14 protein-coding genes are annotated in these 20,417 nt (G+C 72.3%); 5 read left to right on the top strand and 9 right to left on the bottom strand.

Going from position 1 to position 20,417, the window contains the following annotated elements; genetic code table 11:
* The first annotated feature begins 10 nt into the window (after positions 1-10).
* The 4 genes from ABT061_RS05060 (at position 11) to ABT061_RS05045 (ending at position 7,108) form a co-directional block, all read left to right on the top strand.
* Positions 11-1,600 carry a class I adenylate-forming enzyme family protein gene (locus tag ABT061_RS05060; RefSeq protein ID WP_350912821.1) on the top strand — a complete coding sequence of 530 codons (1,590 nt, stop codon included), beginning with the start codon at positions 11-13 and terminating at the stop codon, positions 1,598-1,600.
* A gap of 26 nt (positions 1,601-1,626) precedes the next feature.
* Positions 1,627-3,828: an acetate--CoA ligase family protein gene (locus ABT061_RS05055; protein ID WP_502991366.1), complete on the top strand. Its 2,202-nt coding sequence runs from the start codon at positions 1,627-1,629 to the stop codon at positions 3,826-3,828.
* Position 3,829: 1 nt separating this feature from the next.
* Entirely contained in the window at positions 3,830-4,579 is a 750-nt protein-coding gene (locus ABT061_RS05050) for a glucose 1-dehydrogenase (RefSeq protein WP_343966456.1), read from the top strand.
* Between the two features lie 138 nt (positions 4,580-4,717).
* Positions 4,718-7,108 carry an ATP-binding protein gene (locus ABT061_RS05045; RefSeq protein ID WP_350912815.1) on the top strand — a complete coding sequence of 797 codons (2,391 nt, stop codon included), beginning with the start codon at positions 4,718-4,720 and terminating at the stop codon, positions 7,106-7,108.
* A gap of 163 nt (positions 7,109-7,271) precedes the next feature.
* Here the strand turns inward: ABT061_RS05045 and ABT061_RS05040 are convergent, their stop codons facing one another.
* Entirely contained in the window at positions 7,272-7,817 is a 546-nt protein-coding gene (locus tag ABT061_RS05040; RefSeq protein WP_350912813.1) for an ATP-binding protein, read from the bottom strand.
* On the bottom strand, positions 7,814-8,023 hold the full coding sequence (locus ABT061_RS05035) for a DUF5999 family protein (RefSeq protein ID WP_350912810.1): 210 nt from the start codon (positions 8,021-8,023) through the stop codon (positions 7,814-7,816). Before ABT061_RS05035 ends, ABT061_RS05040 begins: the two co-directional genes overlap by 4 nt.
* 525 nt (positions 8,024-8,548) lie before the next feature.
* Here ABT061_RS05035 and ABT061_RS05030 point away from each other — a divergent pair.
* On the top strand, positions 8,549-10,057 hold the full coding sequence (locus ABT061_RS05030) for a CHAP domain-containing protein (protein ID WP_350912808.1): 1,509 nt from the start codon (positions 8,549-8,551) through the stop codon (positions 10,055-10,057).
* A gap of 13 nt (positions 10,058-10,070) precedes the next feature.
* Here ABT061_RS05030 and ABT061_RS05025 read toward each other — a convergent pair whose 3' ends face one another.
* The 7 genes from ABT061_RS05025 to ABT061_RS04995 all read right to left on the bottom strand — a co-directional run bounded on the left by ABT061_RS05025 (position 10,071) and on the right by ABT061_RS04995 (position 20,364).
* A complete protein-coding gene (locus ABT061_RS05025) occupies positions 10,071-10,892 on the bottom strand; it encodes a TIGR03619 family F420-dependent LLM class oxidoreductase (RefSeq protein WP_350912806.1) in 822 nt (273 codons plus the stop codon).
* A gap of 79 nt (positions 10,893-10,971) precedes the next feature.
* Positions 10,972-11,970, bottom strand: coding sequence for an acyl-CoA dehydrogenase family protein (locus ABT061_RS05020; protein ID WP_350912804.1), 999 nt, complete (start codon positions 11,968-11,970; stop codon positions 10,972-10,974).
* Positions 11,967-13,121, bottom strand: coding sequence for an acyl-CoA dehydrogenase family protein (locus ABT061_RS05015; RefSeq protein ID WP_350912802.1), 1,155 nt, complete (start codon positions 13,119-13,121; stop codon positions 11,967-11,969). Before ABT061_RS05015 ends, ABT061_RS05020 begins: the two co-directional genes overlap by 4 nt.
* Positions 13,122-13,386: 265 nt before the next feature.
* On the bottom strand, positions 13,387-15,120 hold the full coding sequence (locus tag ABT061_RS05010) for a trypsin-like peptidase domain-containing protein (RefSeq protein ID WP_350912800.1): 1,734 nt from the start codon (positions 15,118-15,120) through the stop codon (positions 13,387-13,389).
* Between the two features lie 261 nt (positions 15,121-15,381).
* On the bottom strand, positions 15,382-16,149 hold the full coding sequence (locus ABT061_RS05005) for an ABC transporter ATP-binding protein (protein ID WP_350912798.1): 768 nt from the start codon (positions 16,147-16,149) through the stop codon (positions 15,382-15,384).
* A gap of 1 nt (position 16,150) precedes the next feature.
* Positions 16,151-18,877 (bottom strand): ABC transporter permease subunit, encoded by a 2,727-nt coding sequence (locus ABT061_RS05000; protein ID WP_350912796.1) that lies wholly within the window; start codon positions 18,875-18,877, stop codon positions 16,151-16,153.
* Between the two features lie 230 nt (positions 18,878-19,107).
* Positions 19,108-20,364 (bottom strand): ABC transporter substrate-binding protein, encoded by a 1,257-nt coding sequence (locus ABT061_RS04995; RefSeq protein ID WP_350912794.1) that lies wholly within the window; start codon positions 20,362-20,364, stop codon positions 19,108-19,110.
* Positions 20,365-20,417 lie beyond the last annotated feature (53 nt).

The following is a 20,417-nucleotide window of genomic DNA, read 5'->3' as shown; positions in this document are numbered from 1 at the left end:
GAGGCCAGAGATGGCGCGCCCGACCCCGGCAGGCACCCCGTACGGCAACTACGCCCACGCCATCCTCACCGCCAACGCCATGCGCACCCCCGACAGGGTCGCGCTGACCTACTGCGGTGAGCAGAGCTTCACCTACGCGGAACTCGACCGGCTCGTCAACCGGCGCGCCCACGCGCTGGCGGAGGCCGGCCTCGCCCCCGGGCAGCGGATGGCCGCGCTGCTCAACGAGACCCTGCACGTGGCCGAGGTCTACCTGGCCGCGGCGAAGCTCGGCGTCGTCACCGCGGCGCTCAACCCGTACTGGCCCGTCGACACCCTGGCCGCGGTCGTCGCGCACTCCGGCGCCACCGCGTTCGTGTACGACTCCACGGTGGAGGCCGCCGTCGCGGAGATCCGCCCCCGGCTGCCGGAGATCACCCGCTGGATCAGGGTCGGCGGCCCCGGCGAGGACGCCGTGGACCTGGACGCGCTCACCGCGGGCGCCGCCGAGGACGAGATGGCCCTCGGCGGCTTCTGGGACGATCCGCTGGCGCTCTACTACACCTCCGGGACGACGGGCCTGCCCAAGGCGGTGGTCCACACGCACGCCTCGTCGCTGGCCATCGCGCAGATCTGGCTCGACGTGCCGCGCACCGAGGACTCGGTGCTCGGCACCGGGGCGATCATCTGGGGCATCGGCTTCCCCGCCCTCGTCGGGCCGGCGCTCTACGCGGGCATGCGGCTGGTGCTCGAACAGGACTGGGGACCGGCGAACTTCCTGAGGGTGGTCCCCCGGGAGAAGGTCACCCACGTCTCGCAGATCCCCTCCTTCTACGCGGCGCTGCTGGGCTCCGACGACCACGCGGGCGCCGATCTGTCGTCCCTGCGGGTCATCATGCTGGGCGGCGAGCCGCTCCCCGCGGCGCTGCTGGCCAGGATGAAGGAGCGGCTGCCCGACGCCGGCGTCTACTGCTACTACGGCCAGACGGAGGCCCCCTACACCTGCCTCGGCCGGGTCGACGACGGCAGCACGCCGCTCGGCTCCTCGGGCAGGGCACGGACCGGCAACGCCGTGCGGATCACCGGCCCCTCGGGCGCCCGGCCGGCCGGCGAGGTCGGTGAGATCAACCTCGCCGGGCCGCACCGGATGACCGGGTACGACGGCCTGCCGGAGAAGACCGCCGAGGTGCTGCGCGACGAGTGGTACGTCGGCGGTGACCTGGGCGTCCTGTCGGAGGACGGAAACCTCACGGTGCTCGGCCGCCGCGAGGAGTCCGTGTTCAAGGGCGGCATCTGGTCCCAGCCCTCGGTGATCGAGGAGGCCGCGGTGGCGCTGGACGGCGTGGCGGAGGCCGGTGCGGTCGGCGTGCCCGCCCAGACCGAGGGGCAGGAGGCGGTCGAGCAGCGGATCCTGCTCGCGGTGGTGGCCAGGACGGGACACCCGGCCGACCCTGCCAAGATCGCCCTCGCCCTGGCCGAGACGCTGCCCGCGCACCAGCGCCCCGACCACGTCGTCGTCGCCACCGAACTCCCGCACTTCCAGGACGCCTCCGGCGGACCCGGCAAGCTGCTGAGGCGGGAGATCCGGGAGAGGTACCAGAACCGGATGGACGAGGCGTGACCGCATCCACCGGCGGGCCGCCCGAGATGTCCGGTGTATCCGCGGTATCCACGGCGTCCGGAGCATCTCAGCGGCCCGCCCCCGCACGGTTCGCGGAGCACGAGGTCAAGGCCCTGCTGCGGGAGTGGGGGGTGGCGGTGCCCCGAGGCGCCACGGCCGCCTCCCCCGCCGAGGTCGCCGCGGCGGCCCGGGGACTGACGCCTCCCCTGGTGCTCAAGGCCCATGGTCCCGGCCTGGTGCACAAGTCGGACGCGGGGGCGGTACAGCTCGGGCTGTCCGGGCCGGCCGAGGCGGCGTCCGCCGCCGACGAGATGCTGGCCGGACTCGTCTCGCGGGGCATCACGCCCGACGGGTTCCTGGTGGAGGAGCAGGCCGCACCGGGGGTCGAGCTGATCGTCGGCGTGATGCGCGACCCGGGTTTCGGACCCGTCCTGCTCGCCGGGCTCGGTGGCGTGTGGACCGAGGTCATGCGCGACACCGCGCTCTGTCTCTGCCCCGCCTCCGAGGCCGACGCCCGGCGGATGCTCGCCTCACTGCGCGGCGCGCCACTGCTGCACGGCCACCGCGGCCGGCCCGCCGTGGACTCGGAGGCCCTGGTCGGGCTGCTGCTCGCGATCGGCGGGGCCGGAGGAGTGTGGGAACGGCTGGATCTCGGCGAGTTCGAACTCAACCCGGTGATCGCCACCGAGGAGGGCGTGGTCGCGGTGGACGCGCGCTACCTTCCCGGCACGGCGGAGCCCACCGGGCCGGGGCCGGAAACCCCGGGACAGCACGGGTCCGGGCAGGACTTCACCGCGCTGTTCGAGCCCAGGGCGGTGGCCGTGGTGGGCGCGTCCGCGAGCAGACCGAACTTCGGGAACATGTTCCTGGAGTTCTACAAGGCCACCGGCGTGCCGCTGGTCGCGGTGCACCCGGAGGCGGACGAGATCAACGGTGTGCCCACGGTGCCGACCCTCGCGGAGGCGGACGCCGACTACGCGCTGGTCGCCGTACCGGCCGACCGCTGCGCGAAGGTCGTGCGCCACGCGAAGGGCCTCTCGTTCGTCCAGGTGATGAGCGGCGGGTTCGGCGAGGCCGGGGCCGCCGGGCTGGAGGCCGAGCTGGTCAGGGCGGCACGGGAGGCGGGGGCCCGGCTGCTCGGGCCGAACTGCATGGGCGTCTACAGCCCGCGCGGCGGGCAGACCTTCATCGGCGGCGAGCCGGGGCCTCCGGGCCACGTGGCGTTGATCTCGCAGAGCGGCGGCCTGGCCGGAGAGGTGGTCAGGGTGGGCGAGCGGCGCGGGCTGGCGTTCAGCCGCGTGGCCACGGTCGGCAACTCCGCCGACGTGACCCCCGCCGAGTTGCTCGGCTGGCTCGGCGGTGACGAGCACACCTCGGTCGTCGGCATGTACCTGGAGGACCCCCGGGACGGCCGTGCCCTCTTCGAGGCCCTGATGTCCGTGCGCGGACGGCTCCCGGTCGTCCTGCTGGTCGGCGGCCGGAGCGGCCAGGGGCGCAGGGCGGCCGCCTCGCACACCGGCGGCATGGTCGGCGACGGCCGCGTCTGGCGGGCCCTGGCCGACCAGACCGGCGCCGTCCTGGTCGGCAGCCAGGACGACCTGATCGGCGCCCTGTCCTTCTTCCAGTCCCACGCCTCCAGGATCGCTCCCCCCACCGGGTCCGTCGCGGACACCGCGCGGGAGCCGTGGACGGGCCGCGGCGAGGACGGCCTTCCCTCCGTGCTGGTGATCGGCCCGAGCGGCGGAGCGAGCGTGCTGGCGGCGGACGTCCTCGACGCGGCGGGGCTGGTGCTGGCGGCGCTGCCCGACGAGACGCGGGAGGTGCTGAAGGCCCTGGGCGCGGGGGCCGCCGGCACCTCTCCGGCCAATCCGCTGGAGGTCCCGGTGGGTCCGCGAGGCCGCCCTGAGCTGGTCAGGGAGGTCATCGGGGCGATCGTGGCGCGCCGGCCGTACCCCGACGTCGTGGCGCACGTGAACGTGCAGAGCTTCTTCACCTTCGGAACCTCCGCCGACCCCCTCTACGCGTACGCGCACAACCTCGCCCGGGCGCAGCGGGACCTGCCGGGAACCAGGATCACCCTGGTCACCAGGAACGGCGAGTGCGCGCCGCCCGGAGTCGAGGACGAGGTCCGCGCGATCGCCGCCGGTGCGGGAATCCCCGTCTACCGCTCGATGGAGGCGGCCGCCGTGGCCGTCGCCGCCGCCGCACGTTTCATCCGAGGAGCTTGACATGGGTCTTCTGGACGGCAAGGTCGCGCTGGTCACCGGTGGTGCCAGGGGCATGGGCGAGTCCCATGTACGGCTGTTCCTGCAGGAGGGGGCGCGGGTCGTCTTCGGCGACGTGCTCGACGAGGAGGGCAAGGCGCTCGCGGAGGAGACCGGGGCGCTCTTCGTCCACCAGGACGTGACCAGGCCCGAGGACTGGGAGCGCGCGGTCGGCGCCGCCGTCGATACCTACGGCAAGCTCGACGTCCTGGTCAACAACGCCGGAATCCTGAAATTTCGTCGAATCGAGGACATGGCGCTGGAGGAGTTCGAGCGTGTCCTCGACGTCAACCTCAAGGGCACCTGGCTCGGCGTCAAGTCCGTCATCGAGCCCATGAGGGCCGCCGGCCGGGGCTCGATCGTGAACATCTCCTCGGTCGAGGGTTTCATCGGCGCCGAGGGCATGTCCGCCTACTCCGCCTCCAAGTTCGGCGTACGCGGGGTGACCAAGGCCGCGGCCCGCGAGCTCGCCCAGTTCAAGATCCGGGTGAACTCCGTGCACCCCGGCGCGATCAACACCTCCATGGTGCTGGACCCGGAGATCATCGCCAAGGTGGACGCGGAGGCGTTCATGAAGTCCATGGTCATCAAGCGTTTCGCCAAGCCCGTCGAGGTATCTCATGTGGTGGCCTTCCTCTCCTCCGACCGGGCGAGCTACTGCACCGGTAGCGAGTTCACGGTGGACGGCGGCCTGCTGACCGGCGCGGGCTACTGATCCACCGGCGCCCATCCGGTCACGGTCACGGCGCGTACGGGGGCAAACCCCCCTGCGCATAGTGTGGATGGTGCCGGTCGGACCCGAACATGTGACGGTTCGCCTGCCGAGGCCGGCGTGAGGCGCTGATGAACGCTGATGGATGAGGTGGCACCGGCCACCCCGAAACGGTGGCAGACAGCGGGGCTGCCACCCGAGGTGACCAGTTTCGTAGGACGTCGGCATGAGGTGGCCGAGGTCAGGCGTCTGCTGTCCAGAGCCCGCGTGGTGACCCTCACCGGCCCCGGCGGCGTCGGCAAGACCCGGCTGGCCCTGCGCGTCGCGGCCGACGTCCAACGGGCCTTTCCCGACGGGGTGTGGCTGGTCGAGCTCGCCGGGCTGAAGGACCCCGAACTGCTCGACGCGTCGGTGAGCGAGGCCCTGGCGATCAGGGACACCTCGCACCGCCCCCCGGTGGAGGTGGTCGTCGAGCACCTCAGGGAGAAGCATGCGCTGCTGATCCTCGACAACTGCGAGCACCTCCTGCGGGACTGCGCCGTGCTGGTGGAGATCCTGGTGCGCTCGGCCCCCGGCCTGCGGATCCTCACCACCAGCCGGCAGGCGCTGGGCATCGCCGCCGAGCAGACGCTGGCCGTGCCGACGCTGCCGCTGCCGCCGCCGGCACCCGACTCCGACCGTCCGAGGCTGCCCGCCGAGCCCGCCACGCAGTCCGAGGCGGTACGGCTGTTCGCCGAGCGGGCCTGCGCCGTCCTGCCGGATTTCACGGTCACCGAGGCCAACCGGGCCGCCGTGGAGCAGATCTGCCGCAGGCTGGACGGCATCCCGCTCGCGATCGAGCTGGCGGCCGCACGGTTGCGCGCGCTCTCTCCCGAGGACCTGCTGGCCAGGCTGGACGACCGGTTCCGGCTGCTCACCGGAGGTTCGCCCACGACGCTGCCCCGCCAGCAGACGCTGCGCGCACTGATCGACTGGAGCTACGCCCTCTGCACGGAGAAGGAGCAGCTGCTGTGGGCGCGCGTCTCGGTGTTCGCCGACGGCCTGGACCTCGAGGCGGCCGAGGCGGTCTGCTCGGGGGACGGCATCGATCGCGAGGAGGTGATCGACCTGGTGATCGGGCTGGTGGGCAAGTCCGTCCTGATCAAGGAGAATTCCCCCGCCACCTCCTCGGTGACCCGCTACCGGCTGCTGGAGACGATCCGGCAGTACGGCCGGGAACGGCTCGTGGACCTGGGGCAGGAGACCGCGCTCCGGCGGCTGCACCGCGACCACTACCGGCGGCTGTCCACGGAGGCGTACGCGCAGCGGTTCGGCCCGTTCCAGGTGGCCTGGTTCGGCAGGTTGAATCTCGAACACGCCAACCTGCGCACCGCGCTGGAGTACTGCTTCACCGACCCCGAGGAGACCCCCGCCGCCCTGGGCATGGCCGCCGACCTGCTCTACCACTGGATCACGAGCCACTATCTCAGCGAGGGACGCCACTGGCTGGACCGGAGCCTGCCGGCCGTCACCGGGCCCGACGAGATCCGGGGCCGCGCGCTGTGGTCCAACAGCTGGCTGGCCATCATCCAGGCCGACGTCACCGCCGCCGCGGCGATGCTGGAGGAGGCCCGGGTGCTGGGGGACCGGCCGGGGCACGAGCCGATCCTGGGCTACGTCGCGCTCTACTCGGGAATGATCGCCATGTCCCGGGGAGACCTCGGAGCCGCGATCGAGCTCTACGAGGAGGCGGCGGCGCGTCACCGCGTCGACGACGACCCGGCGGGCCTGGCCCTGACGCTCATCCGGCTCTGCCTCGCCCACTCCTTCCTGGGCGACTGGACGAGTTCCGTCTCCGCGGGCGAGGAGTGCCTCACGCTCTGCGAAGCCCACGGGGAGGGCTGGCACCGGGCTTACGCGATGATGGCGCTCGGCATCGGGGTCTGGTCCCGGGGCGACGCCCGGCGCGCGACCGAGCTGGAGAGGGAGAGCCTGAGGTTCAACCGTTCGCTCGACGACCTGCTGGGCATCGGCGTCAACCTGGAGGTGCTGGCCTGGATCGCCGCCGCGGAGGGAGACCACCGGCGGGCGGCCGCACTACTGGGGATCCTGGAGACGATCTGGCAGGCGATCGGAGCGCCGATGTCCGGGTTCGGACACCTCATGCACTACCACGACGAGTGCGAGGCCCGTACGCGTGAGGCCCTCGGGAAAGCGGCCTTCGACGCCACCGTCAGGCGGGGCGCGAAACTGCCCTGCGACGAGGCGCTGGCCTTCGCCCTCGGCGAGGGCGCCCGCCCCGGCAGGCATCCCGACAGGGCCGAGCCGTCGCCGTCCCCGCTGACCCGCAGGGAGACCGAGATCGCCCAGCTCGTCGCCCAGGGGCTGAGCAACAAGGAGATCGCGGCCTCGCTGACGATCGCCCAGCGCACCGCGGAGGGTCACATCGAGCACATCATGACCAAACTGGGCTTCCACTCCCGGGCCCAGATCGCCGTCTGGATCGGCGAGCGCAACCGGGACACGGACGGGAGTCACCCATCCGGCACCTGATGGGAGGAGGGGGACGCCGGAGCCGACGAGTGCGGCGATCTCGTCGGCTCCGGCGGCCAGCGGACGGCGAGTCGGGGAACTCTGCCTCCGCTTTTCCGAGGTGGTACGTGGGTTCGGCTCCCGGCGGGAGCGGGGGTGACCGGCGCGTATGGCGGACCCGCGGTCAGCACTCGGCGGCGGCGTGCGCGGGAAGCTCGAACCAGACGGCCTTGCCGCCGCAGGTACGGTCGCTACCCCAGCAGCAGGAGAGCAGGTCGAGCAGGTGCAGCCCGCGTCCCCGCTCGTCGTCCTCGCAGGCCTGGTACACGCGGATCGGGGAGGGGTCCGCGTCCGCGTCCTCGACCTCGCAGCGCAGCAGGCCGTCCTCGAAGGAGAGGGCGAGCCTGATGGTCCCCCGCGAGTGGTGCAGCGCGTTGGTGACCAGCTCGCTGACGAGCAGCTCGGCGACCGTGCTGTGCTCCTCCCGCAGCCCCCAGTCCGCCAGGCAGGCGCGGGTCATCCGGCGGGCCCGGGGCACGGACGACGACTCGGGAGTGAGGGAGAACGACGTCTCCTTCACGTCCGGCTTCTCAGGGAAGAGGGTCATGGGCGCCACCTCGGCCGGGTGCGGCTCGCGCACCCGGCCGCCGTCGGCGACCGGCCACGGCTGGGTGACCCGCTGGAGCGGCGTGCTCGCCCCCTGGCCGGCGGGAACGCGAACCGGACTCATGCCGCCTGCCTCATTGGAACGCGGTGAGTGGGCATGTCGTGGACGGGAGTGCTCCGCCCGTCCGGCAGGAGCGCTCCGGTGTCATCGAAGACCACGACGCCGTTGCAGAGCAGACCCCACCCCTGCTCGGGGTGGAAGGCCACGAGGGACGCGGCTTCATGATCGGGGGCGCTTGCGAGAGGGCATCGCGGCTGGTGCTGACACATGGCTCCTACCTTTGGTCCTTCATTGGTTGCAGTTGAGCCTTCGTTGTGACGAGCATCTCCCAGCACCGATCCCGGCATATCGGGATAAATACCCATATCCATACCTATTTCGCCGATGGTAAAGAGGTCGGCCCTCGGCAGGGGGGATGGTCAACAGGGCCGATCCACGCGGAGACAGCGCTCCTGGCTCCGGTTGCGGACGCCCCGTAGATCTTTTCGCCAAATGCTCTACTCACGGAAGATCGCGTGAAAACCCCCTGACGTCGCCTTTTGTCTAGGTATATGACGCCGAGTGACTTTGCATGCACTTTAGACTGTCGTGACCTGTCCTTGAGGCCGGGTAGCCTCCCTCGTCACGGAAGACAACCGGCCAGTGGTGCCGCCGCACGCGTCTCACCCGTCCCCGGGAGGCTCGCGTGAACGCGCCGTCGCTCGACCCCGTCTCCCGGTGGCCAGGTCGCGAGGCGGAGCGACCATGCCCGCACGGCCACCGGGGGTCCCCTGAAACCTCATATGACCCCTGAGATGCAGAAGTTCATCAAGCTGCTGGAGAGCCAGCTCGGATACTCCGAGAAGAGCGGCGGCTACACCAAGTTCGGCGACTGGTACGGCAGGACCGTCGAGTTCGACGCCGACTACACCGCCGCCCCCTGGTGCGACATGTACCTCTCCTGGGCGGCCGCCAAGCTGGGCTACGAGGAGTGGATCGGCCAGTTCGCCTACACCGTCTACCACGCCCGGTGGTTCCGCCAGCAGGACGCCTGGGGCACCACTCCCAAGCCCGGGGCCATCGTCTTCTTCGACTGGAGCGGTTCGAAGAGGATCGACGGCATCGACCACGTGGGGATCGTCACCCGGGTCGAGGGGAACAGGATCCACACGATCGAGGGCAACATCGACGGGGGGATCGCCAAGCGCAAGGAGCGCGACACCGGCAAGGTCGTCGGCTACGGGTATCCGGAGAAGATCAAGGCCCGGCTGGACCGGGAGGCCACCGAGAAGCAGACGGTTCTCGACCCCGCCGCCACCACCGCGAGCGGGGGCGGCGGCGGGGGCAACCTGGTGGCGATCGATCCAGGACCCGACCTGCTCGCCCTGGTCCCCGCCCCCGTCCCCGCGAGAAAGACCTCGGCGTCCGCGGGCCCCGGCAAGGCCGGACAGACCCCCGGGCACGCCACCGGGACAGCCGCCGGAAACGGCCGGGAGTCCACCTCGGGGAACCGCGGCAAGACCGCCTCGGGAGATGACGGCAGGACCGTCCCGGGGAACGGCGAAGGGGCCGCCGCATCGCGGCAGAGCGGCACCGCGAACACCTCGGAGGGTGACCGGGCGGCCGCCGGAACGCCCGGTCAGGCCCAGGTGCCGGCCCCCACCGGCCGTACCTCGCCGGGCAAGCACGCCAAGGCCTCCACCGCCGACACCAGCGCGCTCGCCGTCTCGCCGACCGCCACCGTCCGTGATCTCACCGTGCATCCCCCGGAGCTCGGCACCCCCGCCGTGCTCGCGCCGGTGCTGCTCGCCGCGGCCGCGATCATCGCGCACACCAGGGCCAAGCAGTCGAGGGTACGGCTCGCGCTCGCCACCGAGCGCACCGCGCCGGTTCCCCCGTCCCGCAGGGCTCCGGGCCGCCGCCGCGCCCCCGGCCGGACCGGCACCCCCGGCCGTTCCAACGCGCCCTACCGGGGCAGGCGTCGTTTGCCCGAGCGTCCCGTGGTGGAGTCGTCCACCTTCGTGCAAGACGCCCCGTTGCGCGGCCGCCGCCACCGCCGGGCCGACCCCGTGATCACCACCACCATCCCGGCCACCCCGGCCCGTTCCGCCCACCCCGCCCGTTCCACCATGCCCGCTCACCGGGCCACCGGCCCGAGAACGGCCACCGTCTCCGCCTCCCTCCCGGTGGCCCGGAGCGGTCGGGGCGGTCGGGGTGGGTCCGCCATCCCGGCCGGCCCCCTCACCTCACCCGCCGAACCGGGCGACGTCCTGGTGCACAGCGGCTACCGGGGGCGCCGCCGCAGGACAGGGGTGCCTGCCTAGGGACCCGATGAATCTAGAGATGATCGGCGGCGAAGGCGGCCAGCGCGGCCACGGCGTCGCGGCTGCGTCGCCAGGGGCGGACGATCATGCGGTCCACGCCGAGCCTCTCCCAGCGCGGGATCTCGGCGGGGCCGCCGAGTTCGTAGGCGTGCGCGGTGACCGAGAAGGGGCGGTCGTCGCGGAGCGCGGCGAGCCTGTCGAGCTGCGGGCGGATCGTCTCCAGGGAGTGCGGCATGCTGATCCAGCCGTCACAGAGCCGGGCGGCCCGCCGCAGGGCCGCGCCCGACTCGCCCCCGGCGAGGATCGGCAGCCGGTCCTGGACCGGTTTGGGCTCGAACGCGACCTCGGGGAAGTCATAGAAGCGTCCCGCGTGCGCGACGACCGGCTCGGACCAGAGCCGCCGGGTCACCTCGATCGCCTCGTCCAGGCGTGGGCCCCGGGTCGCGAAGTCCACCCCGGCCGCCAGCCACTCCCCCTCGTACCAACCGGCGCCGACCCCGCAGATCGCCCGCCCTCCCGAGACCCTGTCCAGGGTGGCGAAGGCGCGGGCGGAGACGAAGGGATGCCGCAGCGCGTAGAGGTGCACGGCGGTGCCGAGCCGTATCCGCGAGGTCAGCCCGGCCAGCCAGCACAGGTAGGCGGGGGCGTCGAAGAGCGGGGTGACCGGGGAGATACCCGGCCTGTCGGTTCCCGGATAGACGGCCAGCGACAGGTCGGTGGTGAACACCAGGTGCTCGGGCAGCCAGACCGACTCGAACCCCAGCTCGTCGGCGGCGACCGCGACGTCCCGCCACGCGTCCGGATGGATCAGCCCCAGCGGGACCCCGAACCTCACGACGCCTCCCTCGGTGGCCGTGCGGGAACCGCGCCCTCGCGCGGGCGGCCCCGCTCACGGCCGGCCGGGACCTCCCGGCTCACGGCCACCTCACCGGTCCGGCGGAACCGAGGATCTCGGCTCTCAGCCGGGACCGGTGCAGGGCGGTGCCGCCGTAGGCGGCGGAGAGGGACCACACCCGGGCGAGCCACAGGTGCAGATCGAGCTCCTCGGTGTAGCCGATCGCGCCGTGCACCTGAAGCGCGGCCCTGGCGGCCAGCTCGGCGGCCTCTCCCGCGGCGGCCTTGGCCGCGGCGACGTCCCGGCCGGCGGTCGGCAACTCCCTGTCCACCGCGAAGGCCGCGGCGTAGACCAGCGGCGCGGCGAACTCGACGGCCACCGCCACGTCGGCGAGCAGGTGCTTGACCGCCTGGAAGGACCCGATCCGGACACCGAACTGCCTGCGGGTCAGCGCGTGGCCGACGCTCGTCTCCAGCAGATGCCTGGCCGCCCCGACCAGCTGGGCGGCGACCGCCACGGTGACCGCGCGGACCGCGGGGGCCACCGGGGCCGTGAGCCGGGTCACACCGTCGGACACACCGTCGGAGCCCGCGTCGAAGTCCACCGCGAACAGCCTTCTGGTCCGATCGACCCCCGACTGGGGCGTGAGCCGCGCCCGCCCCGGCCGCACCGCGTACGGGACGCCGTCGCGCTCGACGACCAGCAGGTCCGCCAGGTCCGCGTCGGGAGAGTAGACCTGGTCGCCGATGCGCACGCTCACCCGCAGCGAGCCGGCGGCGAGCTTGCCCAGCCCCGGGTCGCCGGCGAGCAGCACCGGGGCCGCCACCGCGGTCTCGGCCACCGGACCGGGGAGCGCGACCCGGCCCGTCTCCTCGAAGGCGAGCACCGCGTCGAGGAGCCCCAGCCCGAGGCCGTCGTGTTCCTCGGGGACCAGCAGCCCGAACAGTCCGATCTCGGCGAGCCGGGACCAGGCGGGGGTCCGCTCCGTCCGCGCGGCCCGAGCCGGGCAGTGCGCGGCGAGTACCTCCCTGACCGTGGCGGCCAGTGCGAGCTGGTCATCGGTGAAGGCGAAGTTCATCGTGGAAGCCCCAGGACGCGTTCGGCGATGATGTTGCGCTGGATCTCGTTGGTGCCCGCGTAGATCGGTCCGGCCAGGGAGAACAGGAAGCCGTCCAGCCAGCGCCCGCCGTCCTCGGCCTCGGGGGCACCCCCGTCCAGGAGGCCGCGCTCGCCGAGGAGCCGCAGGGCGAGGGTGTGCATGCGCACGTCCAGCTCGGACCAGAAGACCTTGCCCATGCTGGAGGCGGAGCCGATCTCCTCCCCCGCCGCCAGACGGCGGGCGGTGCCGAAGGTGTGCAGGCGGTAGGCCTCGGCGTCCAGCCAGGCGCGGGCGACCTGGTCGGCCAGGGCGGGATCGGTGCCCTCGGTGCCACCCGAGCGGGCCAGCCGGACCAGCCGGTCGGCCGTGGCCGTGAACCGGCCGGGGCTGCGCAGGGTGAGTCCCCGCTCCGAGGAGGTGGCCGCCATCGCGATCCGCCAGCCCTCGCCGGGGGCGCCGAGCACCAGGTCGTCGGGGACCTCGACGCCGTCGAAGAACAGTTCGGCGAACCCGTGCTCGCCGTCGAGCTGGGCGATGGGCCGTACGGTGACGTCGGCCAGCGGGAACATGAAGTAGGTCAGGCCCCGGTGCCTGGCCGAGGCGGGGTCGGTCCGGAACAGGCCGAAGCCCCAGCCCGCGTAGCAGGCCCGGGAGCTCCAGGTCTTCTGCCCGTACAGCCGCCAGCCGCCCTCCACCCGCTCCGCGCGGGACCGCAGGGCGGCCAGGTCACTGCCCGCCTCGGGCTCGGACCAGGCCTGCGCCCAGACCTCGTCGGCCCTGGCCATCGCGGGCAGGAAGCGCTCCCGCTGCTCCGCCGTGCCGTACGAGAAGATCGTGGGGGCCAGCAGGAAGATGCCGTTCTGGCCGACCCTGCCGGGGGCGCCCGCCGCCCAGTACTCCTCCTCGAAGATCAGCCACTCGACGAGGCTCGCCCCCCGCCCGCCGTACTCGACGGGCCAGGAGACCACCGACAGCCTGTCCGCCGCGAGCAGGCGCTCCCACTCGCGATGCGCCTCGAAGCCCTCCCTCGTGTCCATCGAGGGCAGCGGGGCGGCCGGGACATGCCGGGCCAGCCAGTCCCGCACCTCGGCCCGGAATTCCCGCTCCGCGGGGGTGAAGTCCAGATCCACTACACCAACCTAGCGCACGCTTGGGTAAGCGTACAGCGGGCCGTACCGCGAAAGGCCCGGAGCGATGGTTCCGCTCCGGGCCTCGACACCCTGGTGGTGCCCCTCGCCCGAAGGGCACCACCGGGGTGTTCGCCCGGCGTCACCTGTCCGAACGCCGTCGCACGGACGACCGTCCGGCACATTCGGACGGGTGACGCCGATTCCGCTCGGACGGGCGCCGCCGGTGCTCCCCCCCAGGAGTGGACACCCACCCGAGCGGACGTGATCAGCGCTGCTCGGGCGGGCGCTGCCCCATGTTCCGGCGCAGCTGCTCCAGCTCCGCCTCCAGACCTGCGATCCGGGTGTTCGCTCCCGGTCCGCCCGCCCCCTGCTGGGGCTGCGGCGGGCCGTACGGCGACTGCGGGCGGACCGCCCGGGTCTCGGGCCCCGCCGGGAGCGGGTAGGGCGGTCGCTGCTGATACTGCTGCGGCGGCGCGCCGTACGGCTGCCCCTGCTGGCCGTACTGCGGCTGGCCGTACTGTGGCTGGCCGCCCTGCAACTGCGCCGGGTAGCCGGGCTGCGCCCCGTACGGAGCGGGCGGGAAGGAGGCCGGCCCCTTGGAGCGGCTCTTGCCCCTGGCGACCGCGACGAGCGTGCCGATCACGAACGCGGCGACCAGGCCGCCGCCGCCCCAGAGCAGCCACGGCAGGATCGGGGTGCCGCTCTCGTCCTTGCCCGCGGTGATGGCCTGCTGGGAGTCGCTGATGTACTTGGCGACGTACGGGTGGTTCGGCTGCAGCGCCTGCACCTCGCGGAACTTGGGCAGCGCGTCGGAGTACCTGTTCTGGAAGAACAAGTCGAGCGCCTCGTTGTAGGCCTTCGTCGTCGCCGACTCGGCCGGCTTGATGTTCTTCTCGTTCAGCTTCTCCTTGACGATGCTGACCGGCAGCACGAAGCTCTCACCCTCGGTGGAACCGCCGTCCTGCTGGATCAGGCCGCCGACCAGGATGCCGATGACCTTGCCGTCCTTGCTGAACACCGGACCGCCGGAGTTGCCCGGGTAGGAGGGCGCCTGGGTCTGGATGTACGGCACCCCCTCGGGGGTCTGGCGGCTGGCGTTGTAGGGGCCCTCGGTGAACGCCGGGTCGAGCTTGGACTCAAGGTTGAAGATCGAGGTCTGCGTCACGGTGCCGGGGAACCCGCTGATGTAGAGGGTGTCGCCGACGCGCACGTCCGAGTCCTCGCCCAGCGGCACGGTCGGCAGGTTGTTCTGCCCGTTGGCCTTGAGGATCGCGACGTCCTTGCCCGGGTAAACGGTGCCCTTGGCGACCAGCTCGATCGGCACCGTCTTGGTGGTCTTGTCGACGCCGCCGCCCGGCAGGCTCTGCAGCAGCGAGAGCGAGCTCTGGACATTGCGGATCTTGATGTTCTCCGCGTTCCAGATCTGGAAGATCTTCGCCGCGTTCCGGAGGATCTCCTCGTCGGAGGCGATGTCTCCGAGGCTGGCGACCAGGTCCGCGGCGTCCTTCTCGTTGATCTTCGTGAGCGCCTGTGCCGCGAAGGTCTGGGCCAGCTCGGTGTCCTCCTGGCCGACGCAGTGCGCCGCGGTCACCATGTAGCCGTCCGGCGTGATCCACCAGCCGGTGCACAGCCCGCCCGCCGTCGCCTCGACGACCCGCTCCTGCCCGCCGGGCGAGAAGTAGCGGCCCGGGTTCTTGGCCATCTGCTGCACGACCCAGCGGTAGATGCTGTTCTCGTCGGAGGAGATCTTGCCGCTCTGTACGGCGTTGATCCCCTGCTGCGTCAGGGTCCTGATCGCCTCCAGGTTCGCCTCGGGCGTCGGCACGGCCACGTCCGCCGTGTAGGACACCGAGGTCAGCTGGACGGACGGGTGCGTCCTGGCGGCCAGCCACGTCCCGACGGGGACGTCGACCTCTTCGGGTTTGGCCACCGCTGTACTCGGCAGTGCCAGCGTGCTCGCCAGCACCAGGCCCGCGACGGCGCTGATTCTTCCCCACATCTTCGTACTCTCCCCAAAACTTGCTTCCCGAGGCGAGAGCATGACGGGAACCACTTGGGGAGTACTTGTAAGCGACTGGTAGGCCGCCGAGAGCATCCGACGACGTGCTGGAACCCTCCCGGCGCTCAAGGGGCAGGACGGCCCCGCGCCGGTAAGCGATCAAGGTATGGGCGAGTATATGCCCACAACGGCGAGCGTCGAATCCGTACGCGCCGCGCGGCCCCCGATCGCCCCGGAATCTCACGCGCGCGGAGAACGAGGTCAGCCGAGATAGGCGGCACGGACCACGGGATCCTCGCGGATCTCGGCGGGAGCGCCCGAGGCGATGACGCGGCCGAGGTCGAGGACGACGAGACGGTCACAGGTGTCCATCACGAATCCCATGTCATGTTCGACCAGCAGGATCGTCGTCTCCAACGCCCCGATGACCTCCTCGATGCGAGCGGTCTGGTCGGCGTCCAGACCGGACGTGGGCTCGTCGAGCAGCAGGAGCGACGGCGCGTCCGCGAGGGCGCGGGCCAGCTCGACCAGGCGTCGCGACCCGGCGGGAAGTGCCGCCGCGTAGGCGTCGCGCAGCCCGTTCAGCCCGCAGAGCTCCAGCACCTCGTCCACCCGCTCCCCGCGTGCCCGCTCCAGGTTCCGGCGTCCCCGCCAGCCGACCAGGTCGGCCGGGAGCCCACCTCCCCCGCCCCTCCACTCCATCGCGGCCAGCACGTTGTCCGCCACGGTCAGCCGGCCGAACACCTGGGTCCGCTGGAAGGTACGGCGCAGTCCGGCACGCGCCCGCCGCACCGCCGGGATCCCCGTGCTCTCGCGGCCCATCACCGAGACGGAACCCGAGGTCGGCCGGCGCAGTCCGGAGATCACGTCGAACAGCGTGGTCTTACCCGCCCCGTTGGGCCCGATCACCCCGCAGACCTGGCCCGCCGGCACCTCGAAGGAGACGTCGGTGAGCGCGTGGACGCCCCCGAAGGAGACCGACACGGCCTCGACCCGCAGCGCCGCGCTCATCGCCACCCCGTCTCTCATGTCACGACACCCCCAGATAGGCGGCGGTGAGCCTGGCGCCGTCCACCTCGGCCCGGGGGCCGGTCCAGGTGACCCTGCCCAGGCGCATGAACGCGACGGTGTCGGCGAGTTCGAGCACCGAGGTGGCCTTCTCCTCCACCAGGAGCAGCGCGACGCCGCGCTCGCGCAGCTCGGCGAAGACCTCGAAGACCTGCTCGACGACGAGCGGTGCCAGGCCGAGCGAGGGCTCGTCGGCGATCAGCACCCGAGGCGGCCTGACCAGAGCGGGAGCCAGGGTGAGCAGCTGCTGCTCACCGCCGGAGAGTGCCCCGGCGGCAAGCCCCCGGCGCCTGGCGAGTTGCGGCAGCCGCTCGTAGACGGGACCGGGATCGGCGAGCCAGGTCCGCAGATTCTCGTCCACGGTCAGCCCGGGGAAGACACCGCGCCCCTCGGGTGCGAGCAGCACGCCTTCCCGCGCGCGGCGGTGGGCGGGCCAGGAGGTCACGTCGACCCCGTCCAGGACCACCCGCCCCGCCGTCACCCGGAGATCCCCCGCGGCGACCGCGCAGGTGGTGGACTTGCCCGCGCCGTTCGCGCCGAGCAGCGCCACCACCTCTCCCGGCCGTACCGCGAGGTCCACCCCGCGCAGCACCGTGACGTCCCCGTACCCGGCGACCACGCCCTCCAGCCGGAACAGCGCGTCCTCGGCGGCGGGTGCCCGCGGCGGCGCGGTGACCGGGCGATGGCCGGTCCCGTTCATCGCCTTCGGCTCCGGAGCGGGCCCCGCGCTCTCGCCCCCCTCGCGCGGGGGTGTCTCGCGTTGGAGGGCCGCGGCGCGGTCACCGCGCGTGCGGCGGCGGTGGCGGGCCTCGCCCAGCTGGGCGAGCACCCCGTCCGGATGCCTGGCCAGGATCATCCCGCCGGCCCCGAAGAGGATCGCCCCGACGTGCGCGGAGACGTGCCACCCGGCCAGCAGCTCGGGGAAGATCGCGGCGATCAGCCCGCCGAGCACCGCGCCGCCGATCCTGCGGACGCCCTGCAGGACGACCACGGCCAGCCAGACGAAACCCGAGAAGGCCGGCAGGTCGGTGGCCGTCACCGAGCCCTTGGAGATCGCGAACAACACTCCGCCCAGCCCCGCGATCCCGGAGGCCAGGGCAAAGAGCATGATCTTGGTACGGGGTGCCGAGATGCCGGAGGTGGTCGCGGCGGCGGGCGCGGAGCGGACCGCCAGGACCGCCCGGCCCGAGGCCGACCGTTCCAGGTTCCGCACCAGGAGCCCGACCAGCCCGATCAGGGCCAGCAGCAGCAGGACCCGTACCCGGGGGTCGGTGGTGTCGGCGAACCCCAGTCCGAGGGCGGGCAGCGGCCAGCCGATCGTGCCGTTGCTGAACTCGTCGATCTGGAAGAGCACCTGGTCGGCGAGGAGGGCGAGGGCGAGCGTGGCCAGGGTGAGAATCCGGCCGCCCAGCCGGAGGGCGGGCAGCGCGACGAGCACGCCGACCGCTGTCGCGCCGAGCACCCCCAGCAGGATCGCCACCGGTAGGGGCAGGCCGGAGGAGAACGCCCAGCCGCAGGTGAGCGCGGCCATCGAGGCGAAGGACGCCTGCGCGAGGTTGACCATGCCGCCGATGCCGGTGACGACCACGAACGAGCAGAAGATCAGCGCGAGGACGAGCCCCTGGGCCACCACGCTCACGTAGAAGTCGTCGGCCGGGCGGGTGAGGGTCCAGGCCAGCAGCGCGATCAGGCCGAGCGCCCACGGCAGGCGCCGCCGCCACGGCGGCAGGTCGGCCAGGTGGTCGGGCGGCGGCGCGTCCTCGGCGGCGGACCCCGCGATGCGGCCCCTGGACCGGTTGAGCAGGATCAGCCCGACGAACAGCAGGATCACCGGTACCGCCGTACGCAGTCCGGTGACGTCCTCGGCGAAGTCCGCGTACCCCGCGACCAGGTTCTGCACCACGCCGAGCCCGAGCCCGGCCGCGAACGTCCACGGGATCGACCGGAGCCGGCCGAACACCGCGGCCGTCGCCGAGACGAACAGCATCACGGTGAACGCGGTGGAATCCAGGCCCAGGGTCGAGACCGCCAGCACCCCGGCGAGCCCGGCGAGTGTCGAGCTGAGCGTCCAGGCCATGGCCGAGGAGGCGTCGACGTCGATCCCACGCAGGGTGGCCAGCCCGCGGCAGTCCACCGAGGCGCGCATTCTCAGGCCGTACGGCGTGTGCCGCATGAAGGCCCACAGCCCCACGGCGGCCAGCACCGCGAAGGCGAAGGTGATGAGCTGGTCGGAGTCGAGGTGGACGCCGCCGAAGGCGTAGGTGACCGCCGGGTAGGGGCCCAGGCCGCGCGGCAGCGAGGTCGCGTCGGCACGTGGCAGCCCGAACGGCTCGGCGACCAGGTCGACCACCAGCAGCCCGAGTGCCGGGAGCGCGATCGTCAGGCCGATGGTCCCGACGATCTGCGCCGTCTCCCCCGCCTGGGCGAGGCCGCGGAACATGACCCTGTGCAGCAGGTATCCGAGCAGCGGTGCGAAGAGCGCCACCGCGACCACCCCGGCCGCCCAGGCGGGCAGCCCGAGGCCCACGTTGAGTTCGAAGTACAGCAGCGCGGCCAGGAACCCGATGGCCCCGTGGGCGAAGTTGAACACGCCCGTCGCCGCGTAGGACAGGGTCAGCCCCGAGGCCATGACCGCGAAGACGGCTCCGGTGACGAGGCCGCTGAGAATGTAACCAACAAGCTCGGACATAAGGGCCTTCACCCCGGAATTTCGCGCCTGGTTGCTGACTGCTCACGGGTGTGCCCCGTTCGCCTGCGGGACCGGTACGGCCGGCCTTCGCGCGGGCCGGAGCCGCTCCCCGAAGAGGACGACGGTCGGATGGTGGGGTTGACGGGTGAGGGTCGGCGGGGCGGCCGGAGGTGCCCCCGGCTCGCCGCTCACGTGGCCCGCCAGACGCGTGAGCGGCAAGCCCGCGCCCGCTATTTCAGCGGGACGTTGTCGAAGCACTTCATGTTCTTGGCCACCTTGAAGGCGCCCCCCTCCAGCTTGACCAGGGCGCCGCAGCCGTTGGGCTCGGTGTGGTCCCGGGGATAGCGGATCCGGCCGAAGCCGGGATTCTCGTAGTCGAAGGAGCCGTTGGCCGCGGCCAGGAACCTCTCCCTGGTCAGCTCCTTGCCGGTCTGCTCCAGGATCTTGAGGAAGATGTCGGCCGCCCAGTAGCCGATGGCCAGATGCTGGGTGAGCTGAGTCCCCGGTGCGGCCTTCTCCACGTCCGCCTTGAGCTGCGCGATCTCCGGGGCCTGCGACTCGAAGGGCTCGAACATGGGGGCCGCGATCACGCCTTCGAGCGCCTGGGCGATCGCCGGGTCCGCCAGGATCGCGGCGTCGTAGCTGGTCGCGTCGGAGATCAGGCCCTGGTAGCCGGCCTTCTTCAGCGCGCCGTACAGGCCGACGTTGAACTTGGTGCCGGCGATGATCGAGACCACCAGGTCCGGCGGCCCGCCGCCGTCGGAGGTCATGATCTTGTTGATGTACGGGAGCCAGTCGGGCGGCGGGGCCGCGGCGGGCAGACCCGAGTTGAGGCCGACCAGCTTGAAGCCCGCGGCCTCGAAGGACTGCGAGATGGTCTTGCCCCCGTACTTGCTGCCGCTGGAGTCACTCGTCTGGATGTAGACGCTCTTGCCCGCCGAGCCGCCGATGAGCTCGGCCATCTGGTTGCCCCACCAGGTCTGCGAGCCCGCGCCCGGCTGCGGCGCCAGGCAGCCGTTGTAGCCGAAGCCCGTCTTCGTGCCGCACCACTGCGGCCCGGTGGCCCAGCCGAACCACGGCACGCCCTGCTGCTCCAGGAAGGTCGCGCCGCCGAAGTTGGGCGCGTGCACGGGGACCAGCGCGAACACCCTGTCCTTCTGGACCAGCTTCTTGGCCGCCGCATCCCCCTTGGCCGCGTCCTGGTTGTCGTCCTCGGCCCCGATGAACTCGATGGTGCGTCCGTGCACGCCGCCGGCCTGGTTCGCGCGCTGGAACCTGGCTCTGGCCCCGATCTCCGCGTCCTTGGTGGAGTAGCCGCTCGCGCTGGTCTTGGTGAGCACGCCGCCCACCTTGACCGTCGTGTCGGTCACCCCCGCCGCCCCCTCGGAGCCACCGCCCCCCGCGGCCTTCTGCTCGGCCGCGCAGCCGCCTGCGGCGAGCGCCGCCGCGGCCACCAGGCCGATGAGTCGCACTGCCTGCCGTCTCATAGGTCGCTCCCTGCCGTGCCGTGCCGTGCGGCGCACACTCGACGCAATTTGGC

It is taken from the genome of Streptosporangium sp. NPDC002544, assembly GCF_040295965.1.
Lineage (GTDB): Bacteria > Actinomycetota > Actinomycetes > Streptosporangiales > Streptosporangiaceae > Streptosporangium.
The sequence above is the reverse complement of the archived record's forward strand: the minus strand, read 5'-3'. Positions and strand labels throughout refer to the sequence as shown.